The organism is Aminobacter sp. Piv2-1 (genome assembly GCF_037625995.1).
Lineage (GTDB): Bacteria > Pseudomonadota > Alphaproteobacteria > Rhizobiales > Rhizobiaceae > Aminobacter.
In genome coordinates this window covers 63,456-78,966 of sequence record NZ_JARKMU010000007.1, presented here as the reverse complement: position 1 = coordinate 78,966, position 15,511 = coordinate 63,456, and the positions used below count along the sequence as shown (strand labels likewise).

Below are 15,511 nucleotides of genomic sequence, written 5' to 3'. Positions count from 1 at the left end.
CCGGTTTACAGGTACTTGGTGATTTCCTTGAACTCGTCGATCGGGCTTCGCTGCTCGCATGGCAGCACGCCGACCGCCTCATCGAGGCAATGGTCGAGGTGATCCTGGATCAGGGTCTTCCTGGCCTTCGAGACGGCCTTTTCGACCCCGCGTAGGTGCTGGGCAACCTCAAGGCGGGGCCGGCCCGCATCGACCATCTCGATGCTTCCCTTGAGGTGGCCGCCGGTGTGCCTCAGCCGGCTGATGATCTCGGGATGGGCTTCGTGGAGGTGAGGCTGATCGGGCATGGCAAGATACTATCCCCCTGGGGGGGATATGGCAAGGCGTGCTACTAGGTAAAGGCATGGTGCACGGAGGTCTTCACGGCGGCGGACCGGGCCAGCCCCGACGAAGCGGCGCGGATCGCCCCATACGACACTGATCGTATGGCTGAGCCCCGGCATGCCCGCCGAGGCGATGATCCTGACGGGCGAGCAGACCGGGCCGGCCTGTTTCCTCGATCTGCAGTCCTTATGCGGGGGCTTTCGCGGGAATTGAGCGCTGCCTGGCCGACCGGACAGGCGCTAGGCGGCCTGTACGACCAGCTGCTTGCGTTCGTAGGTCTTGAACAGCAGGACCAGGCCGAACAGGAAGGCGGACACGACGGCCGCCGCATAGGGCAGCTGCGGCACCGATTCCGCCGGGAAGACGAAGGGCAGCAGCGGGAAGGCATAGGCTGCGGGGATCCTGGCGGAGAAGACCCTGAGGATCAGGTAGACGATGGCCATGTCGAGGGCCGCGACCAGAACCCAGCTGTCGATGTTGAGGTAGAGCAGGGTGCCGATGGTGGCCGACAGCGTCAGGACGGCAGTCTGCTTCATGGCCATCCTGGCCATGTACATCGGCATCTGCAGCGATTCGTAGACCACGACGGTGATCGGCGGAATGACGGCCATCTGCGGATAGCCGGCAGCCACGGCGACGCCGATCCAGATCAGGTGCAGCACCAGGAACACCGCCATGTACCGGTAGTTGACCGGAGCGTCGCGCGGGACGCCTTTGTTCAGCCTGAAGAGGAGCACGCCCAGCATCAGCACCAGCGTGGTGGCGAAAATGGCGATCAGGAACGAGGCATGCGTCGCGTTGGTGACGATCGGAAGCACGCCGGTGGCGAGCGACGGCGCGAAGTTGGACTTCATCAGCCGCAAAAGTGCGGCCATCAGGAACAGCACCAGGACGAGCTTGGCGACGTAGGGGATGTCGAGCAGGTTGACCGAGAAGCCGATCACCGCTGTGGCGGACGGCGCGATGAAGATCTTTTCGGGCTGCCGCACCCAACCCTTCTCGCGATAGGCCCACAGGGCGACGGCCATGGCCGCGATCTCGGGGAGGATGATCTCGGCGTCGCCGACGACGGCGGCGGCAAGCACCATCGCGACAATGAATCCGACGGCGAGCAAATATGAGAGAGCTATGCCTCTTTCTTCCAAACCGGCCTGAAACACAATTACCTGCCTGACCCGCCGGCAGAGCCGACGGCCAAAATGAATCTTCAGCTGCTCTTCGGGGGAACGAAGGGAAGACTTTCGCCGCAGAATGTGGGTGCCGAGAGGCTGGGCGTCAACGAGACGTTATGACGCTTGGAAGGTATGGGCAGTCGTGATCAAGCGCCAACAGAAAAAACCCCGCCCGTGGGCGGGGTTGCATCCTTGCCGGTTGCCGCGTTCAGAAGCGGTAGTTCACGCCGAGACGAAGCTGGCTGAACTTGGTTTCGAAATTGCGTTCGTTGACCGGCGAACCCGGACGGTTCGGATCGATCAACGTGACCTTGTTCTTCCCGAGGTCGGTGTAGAGGTATTCGCCTTTCAGCGTCCATTTTTCGGTTAGCGCAAACTCGACACCGCCGCCTGCGGTCCAGCCCACGGACGTGTCGGACTTGGAGGTCTCGAAGGCGCCACCGTTGGCCTGGCAGCCGAGTGTCACATCAACACGGTCCACGTCGCAGCCAAGCGTGTGGTCGATCCTGGCCCAGGCGAGACCGCCGGTCAGATACGGCATGAAGCGGTCGGCGGCATAGCCGAGACGAGCTCGCAGCGTGCCGAGCGCTTCGATCTTGTCTTCAGTGTAGTAAGTATTGAACTCGCTGACGGTGCGACCATCGAAATTGGCGCCGACATCGCCCAGCGAAACGTCGGCCTCGATGCCGAACACGACATTGTTCGAGAACTGGTAGTTGTAGCCGGCCTGGATGCCGCCGAGCGCGCCATCGATATCCTGCTCGGATGCCCGCGGATTGTTGACGTCGAGGACAGTGCCCCAGCCGCCGCCTGCGTGCAGGCCGACATAGCCGCCTGACCAGTTTATCGGGTTGGACGGGGAAGTTGACGATACGTCCTCTTCGGCGAATGCTGCAGGTGACAAGGCAAAAATCGCAAAAATAGATGCGCCTAGCTTTCCAAATGACATTATTTTTCAAACCTCATGATTCAAAAATATTTCCGAATGTTAGCAGGATGGAATTTCATTTTCCAGATGAAAACTTAAAAATTCTTTTAATAGTTTGAATTGGTATTCATATATGCTTCCAGATACTGGACTGCGTGATCTGGAGCCGAGCCGACACGCCGCTGGCCCATCGTTGCGTGCCGGGGCCATACGCCGGCTACCTCCTTTTGGCTGCTTGCGGGACACCCCGTCATCCGCAGCATGATCGGCGGAACGCAACGACGCTCGACCACCGCGATGTCAGGTTACGAAATTTTCCTATGCCCAAAGCCCGGCCGGCAGCCTGGTCATGCCGAGGCCGCCGGCGACCGCAAGCGAGGACCCTGATCCATGCAACCGTCGCTGGGCGGTCTCATCGTTTGCGCGGGCGTGCTGCTGGCCGGCTACCTCGCGCGCGGGACGCTGATCGTCAGCCTCATCGCCTCGCTGGCCTTCGGTGCGACAGCGGTTGCGTCGGTGCCGGCGCTCGGCGGCTCGTCACCGCTGATCTACACGCTGTTCGCCGCCATGCTGCTGACGGCGGTGGCGGGGCGCCGGCGGATATGGCGCGATCTCGGCACGGTGTTCGGCAGCATGCGGCCGCTCTGGGTCCTGGGCAGCCTCCTCGTCTACGCCGCCGTGGGGGCCTGGCTGTTCCCGCGCCTGTTCGCCGGCCTGACGAGCGTCTTCGTCCAGTCGAAGCTGCGCCAGGGGGTGATCGAAACCGTGCTCGAGCCGGTTTCGGCCAACATCTCCCAGACCGGGTATTTCCTCCTCGGCGGGTTCACCACCATCGCGCTGTGCGTGCTCTTGCTCAACGAGAAGCGGATGGTTCAGGTGCAGCGCGGCTTCATGCTCTGGTGCGGCCTGCATGCCGGCATGGGGCTCGTGGACATCTTCGCGAAGGTCACCGGTGCGGGCGACGTGCTGCAGCCGATCCGGACGGCCAACTACGCCATGCTCACCAATGCCAGCGAGGCCGGCTTCTTCCGCATCGCCGGCGCCTATTCGGAAGCCTCGGCGTTCGGCACCGCATCGCTGGCGTGCCTCGCCTTCACCTACACATACTGGCGCAAGACGGGCTCGCGGCTCGCCCGGTGGCTGTCGGTGCTGCTGCTCGTGCTGCTCATGCTGTCGACGTCGTCGACGGCCTATGCCGGCCTCGCCATCCTGCTTGTCCCGGTCGCCTACGCGCTGTCGCGCTCGCTGCTGTCGGGCCGCCTTACGACCGACGAACTGCTCATCCTCGCGGGCCTCGCGGCCATGGCCACGGCGGCGCTCGCGATCGAACTCCACAGCCGCGGCTTCTTCGATCCCTTCCTTCGCCTGATCGAGGCGACGGTCACCAACAAGGCCCAATCCGCGTCGGGCCAGGAGCGCGCCTACTGGAACGTCAAGAGCCTGCAGGCCTTCAGCGACACAAGCGGCCTGGGCGTCGGCTTCGGCAGTTCGCGGGCGTCGAGCTGGGCCATTGCGGTGCTTTCGCAACTCGGCCTCATCGGCGCGCTCACCATGGCGACGCTGGTGGCCGTCATGGTGCGCGGCATGGGGACGCTGCGGGGATGGATCGACGGCGAGACCGAGGCGGTGGTGGCAAGCGTACGCGCCAGCACGCTGGCCAGCATCGTGGTGGGATCGCTGGTCAACGGAAGCGCCGATCCGGGGATGATCTTCTTCATCGGCCTGGCCGTTGTGATGGCGGCGCGCACGCATGCCAGGCGCAACCGGCGCGCTACGGTGCGGTCGACGGCTGCGACGGCACTCGGCCGGCTCGTGCCGGCCGCATAGACGAGGTGCCGAAGGCGTACACGTATACTCCGATTGGCGGCGTTTACGCCGCCACCGGCAGGGCTAAGCTTCGATGGGGTCAATTCCGGGCGCGACGCTCATGCCGCATCTCAAGACACCCGCCATGGCCGGGTTGGATTTGAACCGGGCACCGGTCCATCCGGGCGCTCCGGGCCGGGAGCGCGTCCGCCACAGGGGTCGGAAATGGACAATCGCCTGACGTCCGGATGGCCGCAGGCCACCGATCCTCATGATGCCGGCGAGCGCGAATTCATCAGTTTCGCCGACATCTGGGCGTTCCTGAAGCAATATGCGCGCATCATCGCGGGCTCGGTCGCAGCGGCCGTCTTCTGCGCCTGGTTCTACCTGGCGACGACGGATCCCGTCTACACCGCCATGACGCAGATACTGATCGAGCCGAAGATCCCGCAAGTGCTGCAGCAGCAGCAGACCGAGGTGAACCTGACCCTGGACACTGCGCAGGTCGAGAGCCACATCGCGGTGATGCGCTCGGAGAAGATCGCCAGTATCGTCATCAAGGAACTTGGCCTGCAGGACGATGCCGCCTTCAGGGCGCCTCCGCCGACGATTCTTGGACGCTTCGCCAAGCTGGGACGGATGGCGGCCAATCGGATCGGGCTCGACGGCGAATGGCTGTTCGGGGGCAGCAGCGACCAGGCAGGGACTTCGACCCAGCTCACCGATTTCGAGCGCGAACGGCTGACGATGTGGGCGTTCAGCGACAATCTCGATGTTCGTCGGGTGGGTGTTTCCTACGCGATCGCCATCGCTTTCCAGTCGCCGGATCCGGAAACCGCGGCGAAGGTCGCCAATGCGACCGCCGACGTCTTCGTCCGCGAACAGCTCGAGACCAAGGCCGCCGCCGCGCGCGAAGGCGGCAGCTGGCTGGAGGAGCGCCTGAACCAGCTTCGCGCCCAGATGAACGAGGCGACGCAGATCGCGCAGGAGTTCCGCGCCAAGCACGACTACGACGTCGTGCCGCGCCCGGACGGGAGCGACGGCAGTGCCGGCGCCAGTGCGCCCACCCTCGAGGAACTGGAGGTGACGGCCGACACCTACCGCAAGATGTATGAGAGCTTCCTCCAAGCCTACACCAATTCGGTCAGCCAGCAGTCCTATCCGGTCGCCGACGCACGGGTGATCACCGAGGCGACGCGGCCCCTGGTGCCGAGCGCGCCGCGGCGCAAGCTGACGCTGGCCTTCGGCGCGCTTGCCGGGCTGATCTTCGGCGTGGCGGCGGCCTTCCTCCGGCACATGCTCGACCGGACCGTGCGGTCGCCCAAGCAATTGCGGGAGGAATTCGGGCTCGAATGCCTCGGCGAGCTGCCGGTCCTCTCCGGAAGGGGAGCCTCCGGAACGCTCGACGCGGTGGCGCTGACGCCGTCCTCGGCCTACGCCAACAGCCTGCGGCACGTCAAAACCGCCATAGGCCTCGCCGATTCCGCCCGCTCCCTGCACTGCATCGGCATCGTTTCGGCCCTGCCGTCCGACGGCAAGAGCACCTTCGCCAGCAACCTCGCGATGCTCTACTCGATGTGCGGCACGCGTACGCTGGTGGTCGACGCCGACATCTTCCATTCGGTGCTGAGCCGATACCTGCTGCCGCAGCCCGCGACGGCAGCCCCCGGCGCGGTTGGCAGCGGGCCGATAGAGCAGCACATCATGCTGACCAAGAACGCGACGTTCGACATGCTGCCGAGCCATGTCGTCGATGCCCGCGGCCTGCTTGGGCCGCGAAACATGCGGATCCTGATGCCGGAACTGCAGGCCTACGACTTCGTCGTCGTCGACCTTCCGCCGCTGACCAGCGGCACCGACAGGCTGGCGACGGCGGCTCTGTTCGACGGCGTGATCGTGGTCGCCGAGTGGGGCAGGACGCCCGTCGACCTGTTCGGCGAGCTGGTAAGGTCGCTGCATGCGAGCAAGGCCTCGATCATCGGGGTGCTGCTGACCAATGCGCGCTCCGGGTCGACCGCGACCTACGGCCGCGGCTTCGACAACGCGCGCTGACGCCCGTCATGGGTTCGCGGCCGCAGGCTTGATCGCCAAAATCGGAAAGTCGATCGGGACGATCCGGTCAGCTGAGCGGCGGATGCGGGGTAGGGGCCGCATCCATCGGCCATGCCGGGCCGGCCTGCAGCTAATGCCTTAGGCTTAGGGGGGAGTGTTGGCGCTTTACGCCGTACGACCTTTGCCGTTCTTGCACGCAGATGCCCGTGGCTGGGAAGCTAAGGCGATGAACGCGACCATCCGGGGCAGCCATGGCGATCAATGCTCTAGGTAAGCGAACTCCGCGCCGCAACTTAATGCACGGCCTGAAGGACTGGGTACGTGCCCATCCCCGGCATGACATCGCGGTGCGGCGCGGCAATGCCTGGGCCTCCCCCTCGGCATCCCCTTCCTTCGACAAGCCGTCCGAGCCCGCGCCGAACGGCCAGCACCACCCGCTGGCGGCGACGCTCGCCCTTCCGCCAGGACCGCTGGGCGGCAGTTCCAAGCGGATCCTCGACCTGGTGGTCGCCAGCTGTGCGCTGGTCCTGGCGGCGCCGATCATGCTCCTCGTGGCGCTTGCGATCAGGCTGACCACGGGCGGGCCCGCACTCTTTTCGCACGTGCGGATCGGTTTCCGCGGGCAGCCTTTCCACTGCTACAAGTTCCGGACGATGGTGACGGATGCCGACGATGTGCTGCGCGCCTATCTCGTCGGCGATCCGGAGGCCGCCAGGCAGTGGGAAGAGAACAGGAAGCTGAAATGCGACCCGAGGATCACCTTCCTCGGGCAGCTGCTCAGGAAGTCGAGCATCGACGAGCTGCCGCAGCTGTTCAACATCCTGCGCGGCGAGATGAGCTGCGTGGGGCCGCGGCCGGTGATGGCGGACGAGCTCAGCCGCTATGGCGAGGCCGCCGGCGACTACCTCTCGGCCAAGCCGGGGCTCACGGGGCTGTGGCAGGTGACGGGTCGGAGCTGCACGGACTATGCCAAGCGCGTCGCGCTCGACAGCCACTATGTCCACAACTGGTCGCTCTGGGCCGATCTCGCCATTCTCGTGCGCACCGTCTTCGCCGTCATCAGGTTCGACGAGGCGTCCTAGTTGCCGCTTGTTGCCGACGCTATTCCGGACGAAGTCCGCTTCACACATCCGGAATTGCTGTGGCACCGGTCAGTGACCGTCGACGCCGAGGCGCCGCCACAGGTTTCCCAGGCTGAGCCCGACGAGATAGGCGCATTGCAGGGCCAGGACCGGAAACAACACCTTGGGGATCAGGGGGCCGTCGAGCAGGAGGCCCGTCGCCAGCGCGGTTGCGGCCGTCGCCGCAAGCAGGGCCGGCACGCGAAAGCTCAACCCCAGCAGGACGCCGAATACGCTGACAGATACAATGCTCCAGAGCACGTTCGCTTTCTCCCTGGCGAATCATTGCATGGCGCTGTCCCACAGTGAAACACCTAGCCGCCGCGGCTAACAGTGATTTTTCCGGTTTTCCAACGTCGCGGGCCTCCTTGGGGATGGCCGCCGCCCGGGCAGGGACTATTGCGTCTCGCCGGCGTTGGCGGCCCGACCCGCACTGGGGGGCGCCTTGGCAATCGCCTCGGCGTCGGGGAGTGGCATCGCTGATGTTTCGCCCTCCGCGGGCAGGGGCAGGCCGCTGTCGTCGAGCGCCGGCAGCGGAATCTTCACCTTGACCGTGTCGCCGGGCTCGACCGGCATGGCCTCCGTGGCCGCCACCTCGACCGACTTGCCGTCTGCCCCGGGCCGCACGATCGTGTAGATCGGCTCGATCTCCTCGTTGCGCGTACGCATGGCGAGAAGCCGCGGCGCGGTGACCTCGGAGTCGTGCAGCAGCTGGACGGCCGTGTCGGCCTTGCGCGCGATGTCGTTGATCTGCGACTGCGTCTCGCGCAGCGACTGCGACACCTCGGTCATGTGCTGGTTGTTGAGCGCCAGGATGGTGATGTCCGCGCGGCTGATCTCCTGCCTGGCGCGGAACACCGCCGTTTCCGCCGACAGCCGGTCGCTGCGCACCTGGGCCAGGCTGCGTTCCAGGGCGATTTCGCGGGGCGCGGCCGACAGGCCCTTGTCGACAAGCGAGGACACGCCCGCGAGCTCCTTCTGGACCAGCGCGATCTGCTCGTCATAGAGCGCGAGCTGGCCCTCCAGCGACGACAGCTCCTTGTCCAGGAAGTCCTTCAGGTCGTTGAGCGCCTTGATCTGCGTCGCCAGGCCGTCCTTGCGGGCACGGAAGACCAGCACTTCCTGCTCCATCGCGAGCGTGACGGAGCTGTCGTCCTTGCGGCGCGTGAGCTGGTCGGGAAACGCGATGTCCTCGCTGTCTGTCAACTCGGCCTGGAGCCGGGCCTTGCGGGCCAGCAGGTTGACGTTGGCGAGCGCCAGCAGGCTGATGTCGCCGCGGCCGGTGATGACCTCGCGCTCGAGCCGGGTGGTGTTGTCGTTCTCGCGGGTGCGCAGGCCGCCGGCGATGCTGACCGCCTGCAGCACCGTCAGCCCCGGTCGGTAGGGGAATTCGCCGGGCGTGGTCACCTGGCCGGTGATGTAGAAGGGCCTGAACTGCACCACCTCGACCGACACGTCCGGGGATCGGCCGAGGCCCATGCGCTGCTCGAGCATGTTGCCGATCACAACGCCGAGCGCGCCCGGCGCCTTGCCCGAGGCGTCGATCTCGCCGGCGAAAGGCAGCGCCAGCTTGCCGTCGGCGCCGACCGTGAACTGGTCGTTGAGCGCCGACCATTCGAAGATCACGTCCTTCGATGCCCGCCATTCGTAGATCTTGAGGCGAACCTTGTCCTGCGGACCGAGCAGGTATTCGGCCGAACGGGCCTGGACGGGGCCGAAGGGCGCAGCGAAGAGGGCGAGGGTGGCGGCGAGCGCGATCCTGCCGCACGTTCCGGAACCCGACCTCGTTGCATTGCATATTCGTGAACGCTGCATGTCCGATCCCCCACGCCTAGATTCTCAGGATGTATTCGGGCTCGATGCGTCCGGTGACGACATGGGCCATTGCCAGGAGATTCCCGCGGAGCCTGCCGCGCCGGTCGACATAGGGCTCCGGCCGCAGGCTGCGAACGATGTTGGCGGCGATGTTGCGGGCCATCAGCGGCAGCGCGAAGCTCGCCGGCACCGTGCCCTTGCGGATCAGGTAGACCGGGTTGACCACTTGCGAGTAGCCGAAGCGGACGCCGCTGACCCGCCCGGCCTTGAGGCCGAGATGCACGCCGACGATCGAGGAGATGCCGACCACGCGGCCGCGCGCGCGCAGCTGGCTGGTGAAGTCGATGTCCTCCTGCCAGCCGTAGAGCACCAGCCGCTCGTCGAAGCGCAGGTCGCCGATGCATGCCGTACGGATCGACATGTTGCAGCCATAGGCGCCGACGTGGTCGGCGATCTCCGGCGCGGCCGGGGCGGCTTTGGCCTCAGCCAGCGCGGCCGTAGCCTCCTGCCAGTCGACGCCGGCGTTGCGGGCGCCGTCGATGACGGCGTGGCCCATGATGACGGCAAAGTCGGGATGCTCCGCGAACCCCGCTTCGACGCGCTCCAGATAGTCGTCGGCGGGCACGAAATCGTCGTCGAGGAAGGTGATCAGGTCGAAGCGCCCGCCGGCATGTTCGAGCGCGGTGTTGCGCTGGGCGGTCAGGCCCTTCCTGCCGAAGACGGGGACGACCCGAAAGCGCCCGATCGGAGGGATCTCGACATGCGTCGCGTCGGGCGCCGAGACCACGACCTCGTCGGGTGGCCGGGTCTGGCGCTCCAGATGCGCGAGCAGCAGGGCCAGCTGCTCGCTGCGTCCGAGCGTCGGTATCGCCACCACGATCCTCATGCCCAATCCCGTGCTGTGGGTCGACAAGGCCCGACCTCCGGACAGATTCATCCATGTCGAGCCTAGAGGGCCGGATGCCGGCGGGCAGCCTGCAAAAAAGGGGCGCCGGGGCCGGCGCATGCGCCGTTGGAGGTATGCCGCGGGACCGGGCGAGGTAGGTTCCGTACCCCTTGGGCATAGACGGCCCGGCAACCCGATTGGCCAACTTGCCGGGCCGCCGGCGCAATCCGAGACTGTCGGGCAGTCCGCGGTATCGAGAGTTCGACCTCATGCGCCACGCAAGTCCGACCGACCTGGTCACGGCCGAGCAATTCGCGCCGGCCGCGCGCCTCGACATGGCTGAGGTGCGCCCGGCCGTGGAACACCGCGTGGCCATCGTGCACGATTGGTGTCCCGATTTCAGGGGAGGCGAGCGGGTCCTGGCGCAGATCTGCCGGCATTTCCCCAATGCCGACGTCTTCACCCTGTTCGACTTCCTGCCCGCCGAAGTGAAGGAGCAGTATTTTCGCGACGTCGAATTCCACGCCTCGGTCGCCAACCGGCTGCCGCTGATCAGGAAGTTCTACCGCTCGCTGTTCTTCCTCTGCCCGTTCCTCATCGAGCAGTTCGACGTCACCGGCTACGACATGGTGATCTCGTCCTCGGCCGCGTTCGCGCGCGGCGTCATCACCCGGCCGGACCAGCCGCATCTGTGCTACGTGCACAGCCCCGTGCGCTATGCCTGGGACGAGCAGTTCTCCTATCTCGCACAGGGCAAGCTCGGCTTCGGGCCGAAGGGCATGCTGTTCCGCTACATGCTGCACCGGCTCAGGGAATGGGACACCCGCACCGCCCACGGCCCGGACCTGATGCTCGCCAATTCCAACTATGTGCGCTCGCGCATCAGGCACATCTATGGCCGGGACGCGCGCGTGGTGTTCCCGCCGGTGGCGCTCGATGAACTCGATTTCGTGGCCGACAAGCACGACTACTACGTCTCGGCCTCCTTCCTGGCGCCTTACAAGCGCACCGACCTCGTCATCCAGGCGTTCAACGAGATGCCGTCGCGGCGGCTGGTCATCGTCGGCGAAGGCCAGCAGTCCGCGGCGCTCAGGGCAATGGCCGGCCCCAATGTCAGCTTCGCCGGATATCTGCCGCGGCGCGACTATGTGAGGACCGTGGCCGAGGCGCGGGCCATGGTCTTCGCCGGATGCGAGGATTTCGGCATCGCGCTCGCCGAGGCGCAGGCCTGCGGCACCCCGCTGGTCGCCTTCGGCCGGGGAGGTGCCGTCGACATCGTCCGCAGGCTGGGCGCGGCGGAGCGGCCGACGGGGATCCTTTTCGAACGGCAGACGGTTGTGGCGCTGAAGCAGGCCGTCGAGCATTTCGAGGCGAACCGCGACCTCGTGGCGCCGGAAGCGTGCCGCGAGAACAGCGAGCGCTTTTCCGAAAAGCGTTTCGACAGCGAGTTCCTGGATGCCGTGGGCGCGGTCCGCTCCCTGCAGGCCGTCACTGCATGATGACGTCCATCGCGGCTTCCTGCTGCAGTCCGCCGGCCTCCAGCATCGCCAGCAGATAGAGCTCGGCCGAGGTGTCCCAGCGGAAGAGCGAGGTCCGCTGCCTGCCGCGGGCGATCATGTCCCGTCGGCGCTCGGACGACCGGTACAGTTCCATGAAGCGGTCGAACCAGGCGTCGGCGTCGTCGGGCGAGGCATAGAGGGCGGCGTCGCCGCAGATTTCGGGCAGGCTTGCCCGGTCCGACACGATCACCGGGCAGCCCAGGGCCATCGCCTCGAGCGGCGGCAGGCCGAAGCCCTCGGCGAAGGAGGGGAAGGCCAGGCACATCGAATCGCGCAACAGGGCGGCCAGCTCGGCGTCGGTCAGCCGTCCCAGCCAGGAGAGGTTGGGTGCCTGCTCGGCGTCGGGCAGGTTGAAGACGCGCGCATCCGACATGCCGGCAATGGCCACGCGCAGGCCGACTGTATGCAGCCTGTCGGCCATGCCGACGATGAGGCCGGCGTTCTTGTGCGGCGCGCTGCTGCCGACGAGCACGATCGTGCCTTCGCCGGCGGCCATCTGCGTCTTCAGCGAATGCCGGGCCCGCCAACCCGCGGCGTGCTCGTGGCCGTTCGGCGCCACGAAGATCTTGCCCGGCGCGCAAATGCCGTGCCGGACGAGTTCGCGCGCCGAATGGTGCGATACGGTGGAAACGCACTCGGCCTTGCGGCCCAGGACGGGCAGCAAGACCCGGTAGAGCGCGCGGAAGCTTGGCGCGTAGCTCTGCGGAAAGTTGCGCGTGTTGGTGTCGTGGATGCAGACGATGTGCTGGGCGGCCACGACGGGGCCGGTGTTGCAGAGGCTGAGCAGCCCGCCCTTGACGTGCATCGGCAGCATCAGCTGTTCCCAGGCGTGGCCGCGCAGATAGCCGACGACGCGGGCGCGCATGGCAGCGAGCTCGATGTCGACGATGGCGTCGGGCGGAACGAGCAGTTCGATGTCGAGATGGTCGGCTACAGCCGGGTGGGAGACGAGCAGCCGGTCGATGGCGCCGACGATTTCGCGTGCGTAGCGCTGCACGCCCGTCAACGGCTGGGCGAGGAAACGGCCGTTGATGGCCCAATGGCGCGCCATGAGCTTCCCGCGGGATGGGACTGCGGCTCCTACTCTGCCTTGAGGGGCGAGGGACGTCATTTCGGCCATTGGAACTGCCACCTGGCACGGGCTCAGCAGATCGGAGCCGCCGCACCTCCCAAGGAGGCGCGTGGGAGTAGGCCTGTACCTCCAAGGTGTGAAAGTCCGCATCCTCCGGCCATGTTAGGGTTCGGGACCAAACAGGCAGCGAAGCGGCGCGCTGAGGATCGGAGGACACCGACCGATGGGCGCAGCCAAGCTGCCGGGTTCGGGACGATGGCTGCTCAACGAGCAACGGATGGGCCTCACGCCGGTGCCATCCGCGAAGGCACAGGGCGAAACTGTCGCCCTTTCCCGCGGCCGCAGCCGCCGCTGGACCATCAACGGCGACTTCGTCAACCTCAACCCCAACGGCGTGGCGCGCTATGCCCGCGAAGTCACGCTCGCCCTCGATGCGCTGGTGGCCGAGGGCCATCCCCTGGCGCGCGGGCTGCATCTCGACCTCGTCGCGCCGCGCCCGGTGCAACTGCCGCTCAGCGCCATAGGCGTCCGGGTGGTTCCGGAATACGACCGGCCGCGCCTGCCGCAGTTCTGGGTCCAGCTGCAGCTGCCGCGGCACGTGCCCGGCGGCCTGCTTAGCTTCTGCAATCTCGCGCCCGTCGTCCCGAGGCGGCACATCGTCTGCATCCACGACCTGCACACCCTGCTGATGCCGGAAAGCTACGGCCGGCTGTTCCGCTGGGCGCACCGCATCCTGCTGCCGGTGCTCGGGCGGCGCGCGGCGCGCATCACCACGGTTTCGCAGCTGTCGCGCCAGCACCTGGCCGCCTGGCATGTCGCCGCGGCGGAGAAGGTCACCGTCACCTACAACGGCGCCGACCATGCCGAACGCTGGGACGCCGGTCGCGCGCGACTGTGGGCCGAGACGGACAGGCCCTATGTGATGTGCCTGGGGCGCGACCAGAAATACAAGAACGTCGAACTGCTGCTCAGGCTCGCGCCGCTGCTCGACGCCATGGGGCTCGATGTCTGGATGGCCGGGGACATCGGCGAGGCCGAACTCCTGCGCCACGTGTCGCCGCTGCCGGGCAACCTCAGGCGGCTGGGACGGATCGGCGACGACGACTTCAAATGGGCGCTCGCGGGCGCGCTGTGCTTCCTGTTTCCGTCGCGCATCGAGGGCTTCGGCCTGCCGGCGGTGGAGGCCATGGTGGCTGGCTGTCCGGTCGTCGCCTCGACCTCGCCCTGCCTGCCGGAAGTGTGCGGCGAAGCGGCGCTCTATGCCGATCCGGACGATCCGGATGCGTGGGCGGAGGCCATCCGCAGCCTGCAGTTCAAGCCGGATCTCAGGCGCAGCCTAGTCGAGGCCGGCCGCATCCGCGCCGGCAACTACACTTGGCGCGGCATCGCCGAGACCTACCTCAGGCTCATGGCCGAGGTGGACATGACGGTTTCATCCGAGGCGTGATCGATCAGGCGGACGCCGGCTTGCGGTTGCCGGTCTTTCCCGCCGCGTCGCCCATGCCGTTTGACATCAGCAAATCCCGCCAGCGCGACAGGAACCGGGACTTGGTGAAGGCCGCAGCCATCGTCCTGAGACGATTGGCCGTCGCGGCCTTCTCCGCCGGGTCTCGCGCCAGTGCCGCATCGATGGCGTTGGCTATGGCAGCCGGATCGCCGGGCGGAACCTCGAAGCAGACGCCGTCGACGGCCTCGACAAGGGCACTGCCGGCCGAGACGATCGGCAGCAGCCCCATATAGGCCGCTTCCAGCGCGGGCATTCCGAAGCCTTCCAGCAGGCTCGGCAGCAGGAAGGCTTCCGCATTGCCATAGAGCCAGCGCAGCTCAGCGTCCGGCACGTAATCGAGGATCCGGACGCCGGGTACGGTGCGCGCCAGCGCGACGATCTCCTCGTGACCTGCCCCTCTGGATCCGCAAAGGACATAGCGGACGCCCCGGCGATGGAACCCCCCGTCGCGGAATGCCTGCAGCGCGATCGTCTGGTTCTTGCGGGTCTCGAAGGCGCCGACGGTCAGGATGAACGGCGGCTCAAGCCCGTCGACCGGCTCGGCAGGGCCTTCGAACAGCTCGCTGCGGACGTAGAGCGGAATGGTCGTGAGGAAGCGGAAGTCCGACCCGTAGAGGGAGACGAAGCTGTCGCGCGACCAGTTGCTGACGAAGACGACGCCGGGGCGGGTACGGGCGATCTTGCGATAGGCATGGCGGTAGCTCTGCACGGTGCCCGGATGGTAGAGCGCCGGGTGGGTGAGCGGCCCGGTGTCGTGGCACAGGACGACGTCGTTGGGAGCCAGAGCCGACCTCAGGACGTAGAGCGGGTCGAGGAACAGCCTGAAGCCGCCGCGGCCGACATCGTCGCGGATCAGCAAGCGCTCGCTGTTTCCGGCGAAGCCGATCTCGGCCATCATCAGCCGTGCCGAAAGCTTGCGGAACAGCCCCTCCGGCGCATGGCGGCCGAGCCGCCAGTAGCGGACGTCGGCCACCTCCGGCACGAACTCGCGGCAGAGATCCTTGGCGATGTGGTACGCGCCGGTGCGGTTGACGACCGAAAGCGAGTTGTCGATCAGGACACGGGGCGTGGAGACGGTTCGGTCCGCCCGAGCCGGCCGGCTGGACTCCAAACCATGTCCAATCAGGTCCGACGTCATCTGGTCAACCGCTCGCGGGATGGCTCGGAACAAGAAGCTAGCATTTCGACACCGGCGCGACCCACTACACGTTGGAGGTAAGCCCGCGGGCATGGGCGAAGGGCGGTCTTGCCGCGCGAACATCGAGCCGT

The 15,511-nt window shown here is 66.6% G+C and carries 13 protein-coding genes; 5 read left to right on the top strand and 8 right to left on the bottom strand.

All coding sequences use genetic code 11. From position 1 onward, the window contains the following. Nucleotides 1-5: 5 nt before the first annotated feature. From AmiPiv_RS14355 to AmiPiv_RS14345, 3 genes are all read right to left on the bottom strand, one after another. On the bottom strand, nucleotides 6-287 hold the full coding sequence (locus AmiPiv_RS14355) for a metal-sensing transcriptional repressor (RefSeq protein WP_340038157.1): 282 nt from the start codon (nucleotides 285-287) through the stop codon (nucleotides 6-8). Nucleotides 288-563: 276 nt separating this feature from the next. Beyond that, nucleotides 564-1,412, bottom strand: coding sequence for a hypothetical protein (locus AmiPiv_RS14350; protein WP_340038156.1), 849 nt, complete (start codon nucleotides 1,410-1,412; stop codon nucleotides 564-566). A 292-nt stretch (nucleotides 1,413-1,704) separates the two neighbouring features. Continuing rightward, nucleotides 1,705-2,400: an outer membrane protein gene (locus AmiPiv_RS14345; RefSeq protein WP_340038155.1), complete on the bottom strand. Its 696-nt coding sequence runs from the start codon at nucleotides 2,398-2,400 to the stop codon at nucleotides 1,705-1,707. A gap of 414 nt (nucleotides 2,401-2,814) precedes the next feature. On the opposite strand from AmiPiv_RS14345, the gene AmiPiv_RS14340 reads away from it, so the two are divergent. From AmiPiv_RS14340 to AmiPiv_RS14330, 3 genes are all read left to right on the top strand, one after another. Further along, complete coding sequence (locus AmiPiv_RS14340; RefSeq protein ID WP_340038154.1) at nucleotides 2,815-4,251, top strand: hypothetical protein; 1,437 nt, start codon at nucleotides 2,815-2,817, stop codon at nucleotides 4,249-4,251. Between the two features lie 204 nt (nucleotides 4,252-4,455). Further along, the gene (locus AmiPiv_RS14335) at nucleotides 4,456-6,282 is read left to right on the top strand and encodes a GNVR domain-containing protein (RefSeq protein ID WP_340038153.1); all 1,827 of its coding nucleotides are present in this window, start codon (nucleotides 4,456-4,458) and stop codon (nucleotides 6,280-6,282) included. 296 nt (nucleotides 6,283-6,578) lie between these two features. Next, entirely contained in the window at nucleotides 6,579-7,364 is a 786-nt protein-coding gene (locus AmiPiv_RS14330) for a sugar transferase (protein WP_340038152.1), read from the top strand. A 69-nt stretch (nucleotides 7,365-7,433) separates the two neighbouring features. Here AmiPiv_RS14330 and AmiPiv_RS14325 read toward each other — a convergent pair whose 3' ends face one another. The 3 genes from AmiPiv_RS14325 to AmiPiv_RS14315 form a co-directional block, all read right to left on the bottom strand. Continuing rightward, on the bottom strand, nucleotides 7,434-7,664 hold the full coding sequence (locus AmiPiv_RS14325) for a hypothetical protein (protein ID WP_340038151.1): 231 nt from the start codon (nucleotides 7,662-7,664) through the stop codon (nucleotides 7,434-7,436). Nucleotides 7,665-7,799: 135 nt separating this feature from the next. After that, on the bottom strand, nucleotides 7,800-9,218 hold the full coding sequence (locus AmiPiv_RS14320; RefSeq protein WP_340038150.1) for a polysaccharide biosynthesis/export family protein: 1,419 nt from the start codon (nucleotides 9,216-9,218) through the stop codon (nucleotides 7,800-7,802). A 16-nt stretch (nucleotides 9,219-9,234) separates the two neighbouring features. Further along, nucleotides 9,235-10,104 (bottom strand): glycosyltransferase family 2 protein, encoded by an 870-nt coding sequence (locus AmiPiv_RS14315; protein WP_340038371.1) that lies wholly within the window; start codon nucleotides 10,102-10,104, stop codon nucleotides 9,235-9,237. Nucleotides 10,105-10,439: 335 nt separating this feature from the next. Here AmiPiv_RS14315 and AmiPiv_RS14310 point away from each other — a divergent pair, with 335 nt between their 5' ends. Next, nucleotides 10,440-11,603 carry a glycosyltransferase gene (locus tag AmiPiv_RS14310; protein ID WP_340038370.1) on the top strand — a complete coding sequence of 388 codons (1,164 nt, stop codon included), beginning with the start codon at nucleotides 10,440-10,442 and terminating at the stop codon, nucleotides 11,601-11,603. Here the strand turns inward: AmiPiv_RS14310 and AmiPiv_RS14305 are convergent. Then, nucleotides 11,593-12,714 carry a glycosyltransferase family 4 protein gene (locus AmiPiv_RS14305; protein ID WP_340038149.1) on the bottom strand — a complete coding sequence of 374 codons (1,122 nt, stop codon included), beginning with the start codon at nucleotides 12,712-12,714 and terminating at the stop codon, nucleotides 11,593-11,595. The genes AmiPiv_RS14310 and AmiPiv_RS14305 overlap by 11 nt on opposite strands. A gap of 244 nt (nucleotides 12,715-12,958) precedes the next feature. On the opposite strand from AmiPiv_RS14305, the gene AmiPiv_RS14300 reads away from it, so the two are divergent. Then, nucleotides 12,959-14,182 (top strand): glycosyltransferase family 4 protein, encoded by a 1,224-nt coding sequence (locus AmiPiv_RS14300; protein ID WP_340038148.1) that lies wholly within the window; start codon nucleotides 12,959-12,961, stop codon nucleotides 14,180-14,182. 4 nt (nucleotides 14,183-14,186) lie between these two features. On the opposite strand, the gene AmiPiv_RS14295 is transcribed toward AmiPiv_RS14300, so the two are convergent. After that, entirely contained in the window at nucleotides 14,187-15,380 is a 1,194-nt protein-coding gene (locus AmiPiv_RS14295; RefSeq protein WP_340038147.1) for a glycosyltransferase, read from the bottom strand. Nucleotides 15,381-15,511: the final 131 nt, after the last annotated feature.